Genomic DNA, 13,861 nt, shown 5'->3' on the forward strand with positions numbered 1-13,861 from the left:
CGGCAGTCCAGTGCCGAGCCGTGAGGAGCGTTCCGTGTCACCGATCACCGTTGTCGGGGTGGGCGCGGACGGCTGGCCGGGGCTGGCCGGGAGCGCGCGCGAGGCGCTGCTCGCGGCGGGTGCGGTGCTGGGGAGTGCGCGTCAGTTGGCGTTGCTGCCCGACGAGGTGACGGCGCGGCGGGTGGCCTGGCCGTCGCCGCTGCGGCCTGCGGTGCCGGGTCTGCTGGCGGAGTTCGCGGGGCAGCGGCTGGCGGTGCTGGCCAGTGGCGACCCGATGTTCTACGGGATCGGGCGGACGTTGCTGGAGTGCGGTGTGGAGCCGGACCGGCTGCGGGTGCTGCCGCATCCGTCCTCGGTGTCGCTGGCCTGTGCCCGGCTGGGCTGGCCGGTGGAGGAGACCGAGGTGGTGACGCTGGTGGGCCGCCCCGCCGAGTCGCTGCACGCGGCGCTGTTCCCGGGCCGGCGGCTGCTGGTGCTGAGTGCGGACGCCGCCACCCCGGGCCGGGTGGCCGAGTTGCTGACGGCGCGGGGCTTCGGGCCGAGCCGGGTGCGGGTGCTGGAGCAGCTGGGCGGGCCGGACGAGGCGGTGCGCGAGGGCGTCGCCGAGCGGTGGTCGCTCACGCCGGGCGATCCGTTGAACGTGCTGGCGGTGGAGTGCGCGGCCGGACCGGACGCGCCGCACAACCAGCTGGTACCCGGCCTGCGCGACGAACTCTTCGAGTCGGACGGGCAGTTGACGAAGCGTCATGTCCGGGCGGCGACGCTGGCGGCGCTCGCCCCGGCCCCGGGGGAGCTGCTGTGGGACATCGGCGGCGGCTCCGGGTCGATCGGCATCGAGTGGCTGCGGGCGCACCGGTCCTGTCGGGCCGTCAGCGTGGAGCGCGACGCCGTGCGGGCCGAGCGGATCGTCCGCAACGCGGCGGCGCTGGGCGTGCCGCGGTTGCGGGTGGTGCGGGGCGCGGCCCCGGCGGCGCTGGCGGGGCTGGAGCGTCCGGACGCGGTGTTCGTCGGCGGCGGGCTGACCGCGCCGGGGCTGCTGGAGGCGTGCTGGGCGGCGCTGCCGCCGGGCGGCCGGCTGGTCGCCAACACGGTGACCCTGGAGTCGGAGGCGCTGCTGGCCGAGTGGTACCGGCAGCGCGGCGGCGAGTTGTACAGGCTGAGCGTCGCGCAGGCGGTGCCGGTGGGCGGCTTCACGGGCTGGCGGCAGGCGATGCCGGTGACCCAGTGGAGCGTCACCAAGGATGTTGGAGGAGCGAAGTGACCGTCTACTTCATCGGCGCCGGACCGGGTGCCGCCGACCTGATCACGGTGCGCGGTCAGCGCACCCTCGCCGCCTGCGGCGTCTGCCTGTACGCGGGCAGCCTGGTCCCGGCCGAGCTGCTGGCGGACTGCCCGCCCGGGGCCCGGCTGGTGGACACCGCCAACCTGGACCTGGACCAGATCGTCGCCGAGATCGCCCGGGCGCACGCCGAGGGCCTGGACGTGGCCCGCCTGCACTCCGGCGACCCGTCCGTGTTCAGCGCGGTCGCCGAGCAGATGCGCCGCCTGGACGCGTTGGACATCCCGTACGAGGTGGTGCCGGGCGTGCCCGCGTTCGCCGCGGCGGCGGCCGCGCTGAAGCGGGAGTTGACGGTGCCGACGGTCGGCCAGACGGTGATCCTGACCCGGGTGGCCCGCCAGGCGACGCCGATGCCGCCGGGCGAGGAGCTGGCGGTGCTCGGGCGCAGCGGGGCGCTGCTGGTGCTGCACCTGGCGGCGCGTTACGTCGACAGCGTGGTCGAGGAGTTGCTGCCGCACTACGGCGCGGACTGCCCGGTCGCGGTGGTGGCGATGGCCAGCCGCCCGGACGAGCTGATCCTGCGCGGCACCCTCGAGGACATCGCCGGGCAGGTGAAGGAGGCGGGCGTGCTGCGCACGGCGGTGATCATCGTCGGCCGCACGCTGGCCGCCACCGAGTTCCGCGACAGCCACCTGTACTCCACCACCCGCACCCGCACCCCGCTGACCTGACGGCGCGCCGCCCGGCCGGGGGCGGATTCAGCTCTGGGCGAGCTCAGCCGGGGGCGGATTCAGCCCTGGGCGAGCTCAGCCGAGGGCGGCGACGAACTCCTTGGCGCGGCGCGTGATCTCGGCCCGGTCGCCGTCCGCGACGGCCTGCGGCGGGACGACGTCGGTGCCTGCGCAGACGGCGAGTGCGCCGTGGTCCATGAAGGCCTTGGCGTTGCCCGCGTTGACGCCGCCGGAGGCGACCAGCGGGACGGTCGGGTAGGGGCCGCGCAGGTCCTTGAAGTAGCCGGGGCCGAAGGCCTTGGCGGGGAAGATCTTCACCGCGGCGGCGCCGAGGTCGAGCGCGTCGGCGACCTCGCTGGGCGTCAACGCGCCCATCACCACCGGGACTCCGGCCTCCCGGGCGACCTCGGCGACGGCCGGGCGCAGGCCGGGGGTGACCAGGAAGGCCGCCCCCGCCTCGATGCCCTCGCGGGCCTGCGCGGCGGTGAGCACGGTGCCGACGCCGACCCGGCAGCCGGCGGCCGCGGCGCGGGCCAGGTGGCGGGTCACCTCGGGGGTGGTGAAGGTGAGTTCGGTCCATCCGATGCCGCCTTCGGCGAGCGCCTCGCACAGCGCCACCGCGTCGGGGATCACCGGTGCCCGCACCACCGCGATCACCGGCTGCTCGGTCAGCTCCGCGCGCAACTGCTGCGTGTCCATTCCTGCCAACTCCTCTGTCCGTACTGGGGATTGTGTGGTCCGGGCGACTGCGCCCGGCGGTGCGGCGACCTACCGGCGGCCTACCGGCGATCTACCGGCGGCCTACCGGCTGCGCACCAGCCGGTCCGCGTCGCGGCGCAGCGCCCGTCCGGCGAGCGCGCCGGTGGGCCGGCCGTCGGCGAGGGCGGCGACGCCGTTGACGAAGACGTGGGTGATTCCGGCGGCGGGCAGCCGGGGTTGGTCGAAGGTCGCGGTGTCGCGGACCGTCTCGGGGTCGAACAGCACCAGGTCGGCGTGGTGGCCGGGGCGGATCAGGCCGCGCCGGTCGAGGCCGAGCCGGCGGGCGGGGCGGCCGGTCATCCGGGCGATCGCCTGCTCCAGCGTGAGGACGCCCAACTCGCGGCTGTAGCGGGCGAGGTAGCGGGGGAAGGTGCCCCAGGCGCGGGGGTGCGGGCGGGCGCCGACCAGCAGTCCGTCGCTGCCGACGGTGTGCGCGGGGTGCCGCATGATGGCGCGGACGTTCTCCTCGTGCCCGACGTGCTGGAGGATGGTGGTCCCCAACTGGTCGGCGCGCAGCAGTCCGAAGAACACCTCGGTGCCGGAGATGCCCTGTTCGGCGGCGAGTTCGGAGATCCTCCGCCCGACCAGGGCGGCCAGGGCGGTGGTGCGCACGCCGGAGATCTGGATGGTGGCCCAGTCGGTGACCACGCCGTGGCAGCCGTCGCTGCCGCGTTCCTCGACGTCGACGCGGATGCGCTCGCGGGCGGCGGGGTCGGCGAGCCGGGCCAGCGTGGCCTCGGGGCCGCCCTCGGTGGACCAACTGGGCAGCAGCGCCGCGAGGGTGGTGGAGCCGGGCAGGTACGGGTAGCTGTCGAGTGTCACGTCCACGCCCTCGGCGAGCGCGGCGTCGACGAGCGCCAGCAGGTCGGCGCCGCGCCCCTGGTTGACGCCGAAGTTCATGGTGGCGTGGGTGAGGTGCAGCGGGCAGCCGGACCGCCGGGAGATCTCGACCATCTCCGCGTATCCCTCCAACGCGCCCGCGCCGTACGAGCGTTGGTGCGGGGCGTGGAAACCGCCGCGGGCCGCCACCACCCGGCAGAGCTCGACCAGTTCGGCGGTGGCGGCGTACATGCCGGGGGTGTAGGTCAGGCCGGTGGACAGGCCGACGGCGCCCTCCCGCAGGGCCTGGTCGAGCAGTGCGCGCATCCGGGCCAGCTCGTCGGCGCGCGGCGGGCGGTTGTCCCAGCCCATGGCGAGCATCCGGACGCTGCCGTGCGGGACCAGGTAGCAGGCGTTCACGCCGGTTCCGCGGTCGAGCCGGTCCAGGTACTCCCCGACGCCGCGCCAGTTCCAGTCGAAGCCGTCGGGGTCGCCGTTCCAGCCGGCGAGTTGGCGGCGCAGCGCCGGGAGGGTGGTGTCGTCGACGGGCGCGTAGGAAAGTCCGTCCTGGCCGAGGACCTCGCAGGTGACGCCCTGGGTGATCCGGGAGGGGTGGGCGGGTTCGACGAGCAGCCGCAGGTCGGAGTGGGCGTGCATGTCGATGAAGCCGGGGGCGAGCACCAGCCCGTCGGCGTCGATGACCTGACGGCCCGTCAGGCCGGTGCCGATCTCCTCGATCAGGCCGTCGGTGACGGTGACGTCGGCGCGGTGGCGGTCGGCGCCGGTGCCGTCGACGACGGTGGCGCCGCGCAGCAGCAGGTCGGGCATCAGAAGTAGGTCCTCACCAGGTCGACGACGCGCGGGTGTTCGGCGTCGGCGTGGTCGAGGACGGGGATCAGGCTCCACTTGTCGAAGGCGGTGCAGGGGTGCGAGAGGCCGAGGCGGAGCACCGCGCCGACGGGCGCCCGGGAGCCGGCGTCGCGCAGGAAGGCGTGCTGGTCGTTGAGGGCGGTGACGGCGGCGCCGGTCAGCGCCCCGGCGCCGCGGACGAGTTGCGGCTCGGGCAGGCCCTCGTCGAACGGGAGGTCGCGCTTGCCGGCGTCCAGCAGGGCGAGTTGGGGCTCGGGGTGGGAGACGACGCGGGCCCAGCCGTGCAGGGCGGAGCGCAGCGGGGTGGCGGCGGTGCGGGCGAGCGGGGAGATGCCGCGGTAGAAGCCGTCGTCGTGGGCGAGGTAGGCGCCGGCCCGGACCACCACGAGGGTGCCGGGGACCTGCGCGGCGAGCGGGACGAGTTCCTCGGCGACGGTGTCGAAGTAGGCGCTGCCGCCGGCGGTGACCACGGGGGTGGCGGTGGGGTAGTCGGCGGCGAGGCGGTGGTGCAGTTCGGCGAGGTCGGCGAGGTAGCCGCGGACGGTGGCGAGCGCGGTGTCGGTGGCGTCGTGGGCGAGGGCGCCTTCGTAGCCGCCGACGCCGGCCAGCCGCAGCGTGGGCGCGGCGAGGACGGCGGCGGCCACCTCGAGGGCGGCGGGCACGCCGCGGGCGCCGGTGCGGCCGCCGGGGCCGCCGAGTTCGACCAGCACCTCGACGGGGCGGGTGGCGCCGGTGGCGCGCAGCGCGGCGTCCATCTGCCGGACGCTGTCGACGGAGTCGACCCAGGAGGTGAAGGCGAAGCCGGGGTCGCGGTCGAGCTCGGCGGCGAGCCAGCCGAGGCCGGCGGGGTCGAGCAGGGTGTTGGCGAGCAGCACCCGCTGGACGCCGAAGGCGCGGGCGACGTGCAGCTGGGGCAGGTTGGCGAGGGTGATCGCGTGGGCGCCGGCGGCGAGCTGGGCCTGCCAGAGGGCGGGGGCCATGGTGGTCTTGCCGTGCGGGGCGAGCCGGACGCCGGCCCGGTCGCACCAGGCGGCCATGGTGCGCAGGTTGTGGTCGAGGGCGGCGGCGTCGAGGGTGAGCAGCGGGGTGCCGAAGGCGTCCAGGGTGGGGCCGGTGGCGAGGTACTCGCGGACGGTGCGGCCCCAGGCGTCGGCGGGGAGGGCCTTGAAGCGCCAGTCGAGGCGTTCCTCGGCGAGGGCGGCGACGGCGGCCGGGTCGATGCCGGGTCCTTCGGCGCGGTCCGCGAAGTACTGCTGGTCCACCGTGGTGCCTCCGATCTGGTCCCCGCGACTCCCTGCCGATCTGCGGGGTTGCACTATGCGCAACGTGTATTGCGCATGGTGGTGGAACGGTTCTAGCATTCACGCCGGACGGCGGTCAACGGACCGCGGCCGACGCGAGGAGCGGTGTGATGGCTGATCAGGACGGTGGCGCGGCTACCGCCCCGGCAGTGTGCCTGGGTGAGTCGATGGCGGTGCTGCTGCCCGACCGGCCGGGCCCGTTCGAGGCGGTCGACGCGTTCCGGCCGTCGGTGGGGGGCGCGGAGTCCAACGTGGCGGCGGCCCTGGCCGCCCTCGGGGTGCCCGCCGCGTGGATCAGCCGGGTCGGCGCGGACGGCTTCGGCCGCCGGCTGACCGCCGAGCTCGCCGCCGCGGGCGTGGACGTCTCGGCGGTCGCCGTGGACCCGCACCGCCCGACCGGGGTGTACCTGAAGGAGACCGGCGGGTCGGCGCTGCCGTACGACCTCGGCGCGGGCAGCAGCCGCATGCACTACTACCGGGCCGGGTCGGCGGCCTCCGCCCTCTCCCCCGCACTGCTGGACGACCCGGCGGCGGCCGCGCTGCTGGACCGGGCGCCGCTGCTGCACCTGACCGGCATCACGCCCGCGCTGTCGGAGGACTGCCTGGCGCTGGTGCGGGCGCTGCTGGCCCGCCGCCGACCGGGCCGGCTGGTCTCCTTCGACCTGAACTGGCGCCCCGCGCTGTGGCGACGGCGCGACCCTGCGGTCCTGCCGGAACTGCTGGACGCCGCGGACGTGCTGCTGCTCGGCGCGGACGAGGCGCACGACGCGTTCGGCACCGGCTCCCCGGCGGAGCTGCGCCGGCGCTTCCCGTCGCCCGCCGTGCTGGTGGTCAAGGACTCCGGACACGCCGTCACCGCGCTGGACCGCAGCGGCGGTTCGGTCGCCGAGCCGGCCCTGCGGGTCGACGTGGTGGAGCCGACCGGCGCGGGCGACGCCTTCGCGGCCGGCTACCTCGCGGGCACCCTGCGCGGCCTGGACCAGCGCCGCCGGCTGCGGCTGGGCCACCTGTCGGCGGCCTGCGCGCTGACCTCGCCCACCGACCAGGGCATCCTGCCGGACGCCGCGACCGTCGCCGCGCTGCTCGCCGCCGACGAGGCCGACTGGGCCGCCACCCACGTCTCCGCCGCCGGCATCGTCTCTCCGCTCCTCACCCTCAGAGCCCAGGGAACCCCATGAGCCAGACCGTCACCCGCGCCCTGCGCCTGCTCGCCGAACTCGGCGAGGGCGAACGCTCCCTCGACCAGCTCGCGGACCTGATCGGCGTGCACAAGACCACCGTGCTGCGGCTGCTGCAGAGCCTGGAGGAGCAGCGCTTCGTCTACCGCGACGGCCAGTACCGCTACCACCTCGGCGCGGGCCTGTTCGCCCTGTCCAGCCTCGCCCTGGAGCAGCGCGGCATCCGCCGCACCGCCGCCCCGCACCTCGCCGAGCTGAACGCGGCGACCGGCCAGACCGTGCACCTGGCCGCGTACGAGGGCGGCGAGGTGGTCTACGTCGACAAGTACGACTCCCGGCACCCGGTGCGGATGTACTCGCGGATCGGGCTGCGCGCGGCGCTGCACAACACGGCGGTCGCCAAGGTGCTGCTGGCCGACCTGCCGCTCACCGAGCGGCGCCGGGTGGTGGACGGCATCGAGTTCACCGTGCACACCCCGAACACGATCACCAGCCCGCACGCGCTGCTCGCCGAGCTGGAGCAGGTCGCCGCGCAGGGCTGGGCGCAGGACCACGCCGAGCACGAGTCGTTCATCAACTGCATCGCCGCGCCGGTCCGGGACGCCTCCGGCCGGGTGGTGGCCGCCGTGTCGATATCCGTGCCGGACGTGGTGCTGCCGTACGAGCAGGTGCTGGAGCTGCTGCCCGCACTGCTGGCCTGCGCCCGGGCGGTCTCCGCCGACGCGGGCCTGCCGGTCCGCACCATCCGAGACCTCTGACGACCCATCGATTCCCTTTTGGAGCACCGCAGATGAGCGAGAACACCGAGATCCGCAGCGAGAAGACCGAGATCCGCACCGACGGCGCGCCCGCCCCGGCCTGGATGTTCTCCCAGGGCGTCCGCAAGGGCCCGATCCTCCAGGTCTCCGGCCAAGGCCCGCAGGACCCGGCCACCGGCGAGTACCTCCACCACGGCGACGTCAAGGCGCAGACCCGGCGGACCCTGGAGAACGTCAAGGCCATCGTGGAGGCCGGCGGCGCCACGATCGAGGACGTGGTGATGTTCCGCGTCTACCTGACCAAGCGGGCCGACTTCCCGCTGATGAACGAGGTGTACGCCGCGTTCATCGAGGAGAACGTCAAGCCCGGCGGCGTGAAGCCCTGCCGCACCACGATCTTCTGCGAGCTCCCGCAGGAACCCATGCTGGTCGAGATCGACGCCCAGGCGGTGGTCACCGCCTGACCCGCTCGCCCGGTGGGGGGGTGGGCGGCCGTGAGTTCGAGGGACGCCCGACGGATCGTCACGTCGCGTTCATCCGCGGTCCGCCACGCCCCGGCTGAATGAGTCCGGTTGTACAGCCAACTCGACTCAGCCGCGGGCCCGCGCCGCGGCGGACAGGACCACCCGTGGCGACAGGATCCTCCCTCGTCCTCTCCTCACCCGCCGACCCCACCGAGGGCGACCGGCTCACCTTCCACTGGGCCACGGACGCCCCGGACGCCAAGAACTGGGTCGGCGTCTACGACGGTTCGCGGCAGCCCGGCAACGGCGCGTCGCTGCTGTGGAAGTACACCGCCGCCGCCTCGGGCGACGTCCAGCTCGACACCTCGGCGCTGACCGGCGGGCCGTACACCGCCTACCTGCTGGCCAAGGACGGCTACGGAATCCTGGCGCAGAGCGCGCCGTTCGGCTTCAAGCCGCGGCCGGTCCCGCCGCGCCCGCACCTCGCGGTCGACGCGCTCACCGCGACCGTCGTGGCCCCGGCGACCGCCTTCCGGATCAGGCTCGGCGGCCTGTGGATGCACGGCACGGACGCGCCGGTCTTCCGCAAGCTCGCCGGCGACTCCTGGCTGTCCGTCGGCGCGGACGGCACCGTGACCGGCACCGCCCCGAACGCCCCGCTGCCCCGCCCGGCCGTGCTGACCGTCGGCGTGAAGGACGCGGCGGGCAACACCGACACGCTGACCGTGCAGGTGCCGGTCAACTCCCGCAAGCCGCAGCTGAAGACCGCGACGCTGAACCTGTGGAAGGCCGGCGCGGGCGTCGAGGACGCGCTGGAGAAGCAGCTGCGGGTGGTCCTGACCCAGGGCCTGGACGTGGTCGCGCTGCAGGAGACCGCAGGCACCGGCGCGCAGGCGCTGGCCGACGCGCTCGGCTGGTACGCCTACCAGAGCGCGGGCAGCGTGGGCGTCCTCTCCCGCTACCCGCTGGCCGAAGTGACCGCCGCCACCGCCGAGTTGCCCGCCGCCGGGGTCACCGTGCAGCTGCCCGGCGAGCACGGCGTCCGGTTCTGGGCCGCGCACCTGGACGAGTCGGACTACGGCCCGTACGCCGTCCAGGACGGGCGCGCCGCGGACGCCGTGCTGGCGAGCGAGCGCGCCTCGGCGCGCGGCCGGCAGGCGCTCGCGCTGGCCGCCCTGGTGAAGGCCGAACTCGCCGCCCGCAAGCCCGTGGTGGTCGCCGCCGGCCTCGCCTCGCCCTCGCACCTGGACTGGGTCCCGGCCACCGCCGCCGCGCACGGCGGCATCCCGGCCCTCGACTGGCCGGTCACCGTGGCCTTGCAGGACGCCGGCCTGGTCGACGCCTACCGTCTGGCCCACCCCGACCCGGCCGCATCCCCCGGCAACACCTGGTCCGTCACCCGCACGCTGCGCGGCTCCGCGCCCGAGCCGCAGGACCGCATCGACCAGGTGCACTTCGCCGGGAAGCTCACCCTCGTCGAGGCCCACACCCTGGTCACCGGCTGGCCTCGGCCGGAGCCCGGCGCGGCCGCCAACGGCTGGCCCTCCGACACCGCCGCCGCCGTCGCCACCTTCACCCTCTGAGAGGCCGACCGATGACTCCGCAGCTCAACCGCCGCACCTTCCTCTCGGCCACCGCCGCCGCGGGCGCCGTCACGGTGACCGGCCTGTCCGGCGCCACCGAGGCGGCGGCCGAGGACAAGAAGTCCGGGACCGTGGCCGACGTCCGGCACGTGGTGATCCTGATGCAGGAGAACCGCTCGTTCGACCACTACTTCGGCACCCTGAACGGCGTCCGCGGCTTCGGCGACAAGCAGGCGCTGCAGTTCCCCGACGGCGGCAACGTGTTCCGCCAGCCCGACGCGGGCCGCAGCGACGGCGCCGTGATGCTGCCGTACCGGATGGACACCACCAAGTACAACGCGCAGAACGCCGGCGGCCTGGCCCACGACTGGGCCACCGGCCACCAGGCGATCAACAACGGCGCGATGAACAAGTGGGTCGCCGCCAAGGGCGAGCGCACCATGGGCTACTTCACCCGCGAGGACATCCCGTACCAGTTCGCGCTGGCCGACGCGTTCACCCTCTGCGACGCCTACTTCTGCTCGCTGGCCGGCCCGACCGACCCCAACCGCCTGTACCTGTGGACCGGCACCAGCGGCCCCGGCCGCGACGGCACCACCGGCCCGTGGATCGACAACACCCCGGTCACCGACAACCCGGTCGCCGACTGGACCACCTACGCCGAGCGCCTGCAGTCCGCGGGCGTCAGCTGGCGGGTCTACCACAACCCCAGCAAGGACGACCGGACCGGCGACTACGACGACAACGCGCTCTCGTACTTCAAGCAGTTCCACGCCTTCCCGGCCACCGACCCGCGGTACGTCAACGCGATGACCAAGTTCGACCCGGCCGCGTTCGACGCCGACTGCAAGGCGGGCACCCTGCCGACCGTCTCCTGGCTGGTCGCCCCGTACCTGTTCTCCGAGCACCCCAACGCGGGCCCGGCGTACGGCGCCCACTGGGTGAACCAGGCGTTGCAGTCGCTGATGTCCAACCCGGACGTCTGGCAGCACACCGTCTTCCTGGTGATGTACGACGAGAACGACGGCTATTTCGACCACATGGTCCCGCCGACCCCCGAGGCCGGCACCCCCGAGGAGTTCACCCAGGACCGCGCCATCGGCCTCGGCAACCGCGTCCCGCTCTGGGTGGTCTCCCCCTGGTCGCGCGGCGGCTGGGTCAACTCGCAGGTCTTCGACCACACTTCGGTGCTGCGCTTCCTGGAGGTGGTGACCGGCGTCCGCGAGCCGAACATCTCCGACTGGCGGCGCGCCGTCTGCGGCGACCTGACCAGCTGCTTCGACTTCGCCAAGCCGGACTACTCCCTCCCCGCACTGCCCGACACCAACGCGCTGATGGCCGCCGCCGACGCCAACTCCGGCCTGCCGCCGGTCAAGCTGCCCGCCACCGGCAGCCAGTCGCTGCCGCCGCAGGAGCCGGGCGAGCGCCCCCACCGCAGGCTGCCGTACGGGCCGGGCGCCGAGGTCAGCGTCGACCGGGCCACCGGCCACGTCACCTGCACCATGACCAACACCGGTACGGCGGCCTTCCCCTACACCGTCTACCCGAACATCGCCCTGCCGTTCGCCGGCACCCCGTTCACCGTCGCCCCGGCCGCGAGCCGGACCCACACCTGGGACGCCTCCGCCACCGACGGCCGCTACGACTTCACCGTGCACGGCCCCGACGGCTTCGTCCGCCGCTTCGCGGGCACCGTCACCCGAGCCGGCCAGGACGACGTCGCCGTCCCCTCGGTCGAGGCCGCCGTGGGCCGCAACAAGGTCGCACTGCACCTGCACAACGACGGCGGCACGGACGTGTCGTTCACCGTGACGCCGAACGACTTCGCCGGCCAGGCGCAGACCGTGTGGGTCGCCGCCGACAAGCAGGCCACCGTCAACTGGCCGCTCGACAACGGCCGTTACGACGTCACGGTGACCGCCGCCAGCGGCACCCGGTTCACCCGCCGCTACGCCGGCACCGTGCACTGACCCTCGACCACCGCACCCACCGGGGCCCCTGACGATCCGTCAGGGGCCCTTCGGCTCGGCCCGGCCGACGATCGTGCCGGCCCGGTCGATGCAGATCACGTCGACCGTCACGGGCGCGCCGAGCAGCACGCCGAGCGCGGCCTCGCGGGCCCGCCGGGCCACCAGGTCGCCGAGCGGGACGCCCGCCGCCGCACACAACTGCACCGCTTCCAGGGCGGTGTTGGCAGCGGCGACCCGCTGCGCCAGCTCCTCGGAGGCGCCGCCCTCGCGAGCCAGCGCGGCGAGCTGCGCCTTGTCGACCTGGGAGCGGCCGGAGTGCAGGTCCAGGTGGCCGGCGGCCAGCTTGGACAGCTTGGCGAAGCCGCCGGCGATGGTCAGCCGCTCGACCGGGTGCCGGCGCAGGTACTTGAGGACGGCGCCCGCGAAGTCGCCCATGTCCAGCAGCGCGTCCTCCGGCAGGCCGTACTCGGCGACCGCGACCTTCTCGGACGTCGAACCGGTCGCCCCCGCCACGTGGGTGCGGCCCGCCGCGCGGGCCACGTCGATGCCGCGGCGGATCGAGTCGATCCACGCCGAGCAGGAGTAGGGCACCACGATCCCGGTGGTCCCGAGGATGGACAGGCCGCCGAGGATGCCCAGCCGCGGGTTCCAGGTGCGGCGGGCGATCTCCTCGCCGCCGTCCACCGAGATCTCCACCAGCACGTCGCCGGAGGCTCCCGCCTCCCGGGCCACCTCGGCGATCACCTCGCGCATCAGCTGCCGCGGCACCGGGTTGATGGCCGGCTCCCCCACCGCCAGCGGCAGCCCCGGCTTGGTCACCGTGCCCACTCCCGGCCCGGCCCGGAACACCACGCCCGCACCCGGCTCGCCGTGCCGGACGGTCGCGCGGATCAGCGCGCCGTGCGTGACGTCCGGATCGTCCCCGGCGTCCTTCACCACCCCCGCCGTCGCGTAGCCGTCACCCAACTCCTCGACCGCCAGCGCGAATCCGGGCCGCTCCCCCTTCGGCAGCGTGATCACCACCGGCTCGGGGAACCCGCCGCCGAGCAGCGCCGTGTACGCCGCCTTGGTCGCCGCCGTCGCGCACGCCCCCGTCGTCCACCCCGGCCGCAGCCCGCTGCTGCGCAACTGCCCCTTCCGCCCGCCCGCAGCACCTCCGCCGGCCGCGGCAACGCCGCCCTCAGGACCGCTCGCGGTGCCGCCCGCGGCGAAGCCGTCCGCGGTCCCGCCGTCCGAGCCCCGTTCCGCGTCGCCGCTCACCACAGGTCCCTCCTCGCGTTCCGATCCGCCGGCCCCGACCCCGACCCCGGCACCGGCACCGTCCGCCCACTCAGCCACGGCGACCGCCCCGGTTAGGCTGGTGCGTCCGACCCATCTCCACGCCGGTTCCGGGAGTCCGCATGCACGTCCTGATCCTCGGCGGCACCACCGAGGCGCGCCGCCTGGCCGACGCGCTGGCCGCCGACCCGGCGCTGCGGGTCACCAGTTCGCTGGCCGGGCGGGTCGCCCAACCGCGGCTGCCCGCGGGGGAGGTCAGGATCGGCGGCTTCGGCGGCCCGGCGGGGCTCGCCGCCTGGCTGCGCGCACAGCGCGTGGACGCGCTCATCGACGCCACCCATCCCTTCGCGGACACCATCAGCCACAACGCGGCCCTCGCGGCCGCCGACACCCATACTCCCCTGCTCGCCCTGCGCCGGCCCAGCTGGACACCCGGGGACGGCGACCGCTGGCACCCCGTGCCGGACCTGGCGGCCGCCGCCGACGCGCTGCCCGCCCTCGGCGGCCGGGTGTTCCTGACCACCGGTCGGCAGGGCATCGCCGCCTTCGCCCACCTCACCGGCCACTGGTTCCTGGCCCGTTCGGTCGAGCCGCCGACCGCGCCGATGCCGCCCGCCACCGAAGTGCTGCTGGAGCGCGGCCCGTTCACCCTGGACGGGGAACTCGCCCTGCTCCGCGCGCACCGCATCGACGTGCTGGTCACCAAGGACAGCGGCAGCGCCGCCACCGCGCCCAAGCTGACCGCCGCCCGCGAACTCGCTCTCCCGGTGGTGATCGTCCAGCGCCCGCACCCCCCGGCGGGGGTGCCCACCGCACCGGACGTGGCGGGGGCGGTCAGCTGGCTGCGGGCGCTCGGCTGACCTGCCCCGCC

At 74.9% G+C, this 13,861-nt stretch carries 12 protein-coding genes; 8 read left to right on the forward strand and 4 right to left on the reverse strand.

The window, feature by feature from the left end; translation table 11 throughout:
• Nucleotides 1-34: 34 nt before the first annotated feature.
• Nucleotides 35-1,261 carry a precorrin-6y C5,15-methyltransferase (decarboxylating) subunit CbiE gene (gene cbiE / locus ACWD4U_RS14925; protein ID WP_363448900.1) on the forward strand — a complete coding sequence of 409 codons (1,227 nt, stop codon included), beginning with the start codon at nt 35-37 and terminating at the stop codon, nt 1,259-1,261.
• Nucleotides 1,258-2,010: a precorrin-4 C(11)-methyltransferase gene (cobM, locus tag ACWD4U_RS14930; RefSeq protein WP_363448898.1), complete on the forward strand. Its 753-nt coding sequence runs from the start codon at nt 1,258-1,260 to the stop codon at nt 2,008-2,010. Before cbiE ends, cobM begins: the two co-directional genes overlap by 4 nt.
• 75 nt (nt 2,011-2,085) lie before the next feature.
• On the opposite strand, the gene ACWD4U_RS14935 is transcribed toward cobM, so the two are convergent.
• From ACWD4U_RS14935 to ACWD4U_RS14945, 3 genes are all read right to left on the reverse strand, one after another.
• The gene (locus ACWD4U_RS14935; protein WP_363448896.1) at nt 2,086-2,709 is read right to left on the reverse strand and encodes a bifunctional 4-hydroxy-2-oxoglutarate aldolase/2-dehydro-3-deoxy-phosphogluconate aldolase; all 624 of its coding nucleotides are present in this window, start codon (nt 2,707-2,709) and stop codon (nt 2,086-2,088) included.
• A gap of 102 nt (nt 2,710-2,811) precedes the next feature.
• A complete protein-coding gene (locus ACWD4U_RS14940; RefSeq protein ID WP_363448894.1) occupies nt 2,812-4,416 on the reverse strand; it encodes an N-acyl-D-amino-acid deacylase family protein in 1,605 nt (534 codons plus the stop codon).
• The gene (locus ACWD4U_RS14945) at nt 4,416-5,720 is read right to left on the reverse strand and encodes a type III PLP-dependent enzyme domain-containing protein (RefSeq protein ID WP_363448892.1); all 1,305 of its coding nucleotides are present in this window, start codon (nt 5,718-5,720) and stop codon (nt 4,416-4,418) included. The genes ACWD4U_RS14940 and ACWD4U_RS14945 overlap by 1 nt, the downstream gene beginning before the upstream one ends.
• Before the next feature lie 149 nt (nt 5,721-5,869).
• On the opposite strand from ACWD4U_RS14945, the gene ACWD4U_RS14950 reads away from it, so the two are divergent.
• The 5 genes from ACWD4U_RS14950 (at nt 5,870) to ACWD4U_RS14970 (ending at nt 11,712) form a co-directional block, all read left to right on the forward strand.
• Nucleotides 5,870-6,937, forward strand: a complete 1,068-nt coding sequence (locus ACWD4U_RS14950; RefSeq protein ID WP_363448890.1) for a sugar kinase — start codon at nt 5,870-5,872, stop codon at nt 6,935-6,937.
• Nucleotides 6,934-7,695 (forward strand): IclR family transcriptional regulator, encoded by a 762-nt coding sequence (locus tag ACWD4U_RS14955; protein ID WP_363448888.1) that lies wholly within the window; start codon nt 6,934-6,936, stop codon nt 7,693-7,695. The genes ACWD4U_RS14950 and ACWD4U_RS14955 overlap by 4 nt, the downstream gene beginning before the upstream one ends.
• 32 nt (nt 7,696-7,727) lie before the next feature.
• Nucleotides 7,728-8,159, forward strand: coding sequence for a RidA family protein (locus ACWD4U_RS14960; RefSeq protein WP_363448886.1), 432 nt, complete (start codon nt 7,728-7,730; stop codon nt 8,157-8,159).
• A gap of 164 nt (nt 8,160-8,323) precedes the next feature.
• Nucleotides 8,324-9,742 (forward strand): endonuclease/exonuclease/phosphatase family protein, encoded by a 1,419-nt coding sequence (locus ACWD4U_RS14965; RefSeq protein WP_363448884.1) that lies wholly within the window; start codon nt 8,324-8,326, stop codon nt 9,740-9,742.
• Nucleotides 9,743-9,753: 11 nt separating this feature from the next.
• Nucleotides 9,754-11,712 (forward strand): phosphocholine-specific phospholipase C, encoded by a 1,959-nt coding sequence (locus ACWD4U_RS14970; RefSeq protein ID WP_363448882.1) that lies wholly within the window; start codon nt 9,754-9,756, stop codon nt 11,710-11,712.
• 39 nt (nt 11,713-11,751) lie between these two features.
• Here the strand turns inward: ACWD4U_RS14970 and ACWD4U_RS14975 are convergent, their stop codons facing one another.
• Complete coding sequence (locus tag ACWD4U_RS14975; protein ID WP_363449330.1) at nt 11,752-12,840, reverse strand: cobalt-precorrin-5B (C(1))-methyltransferase; 1,089 nt, start codon at nt 12,838-12,840, stop codon at nt 11,752-11,754.
• Between the two features lie 272 nt (nt 12,841-13,112).
• Between ACWD4U_RS14975 and ACWD4U_RS14980 the strand changes: the two genes are divergently transcribed.
• The gene (locus ACWD4U_RS14980; RefSeq protein WP_363448880.1) at nt 13,113-13,850 is read left to right on the forward strand and encodes a cobalt-precorrin-6A reductase; all 738 of its coding nucleotides are present in this window, start codon (nt 13,113-13,115) and stop codon (nt 13,848-13,850) included.
• Nucleotides 13,851-13,861: the final 11 nt, after the last annotated feature.

It is taken from the genome of Kitasatospora sp. NPDC002522 (assembly GCF_053595195.1).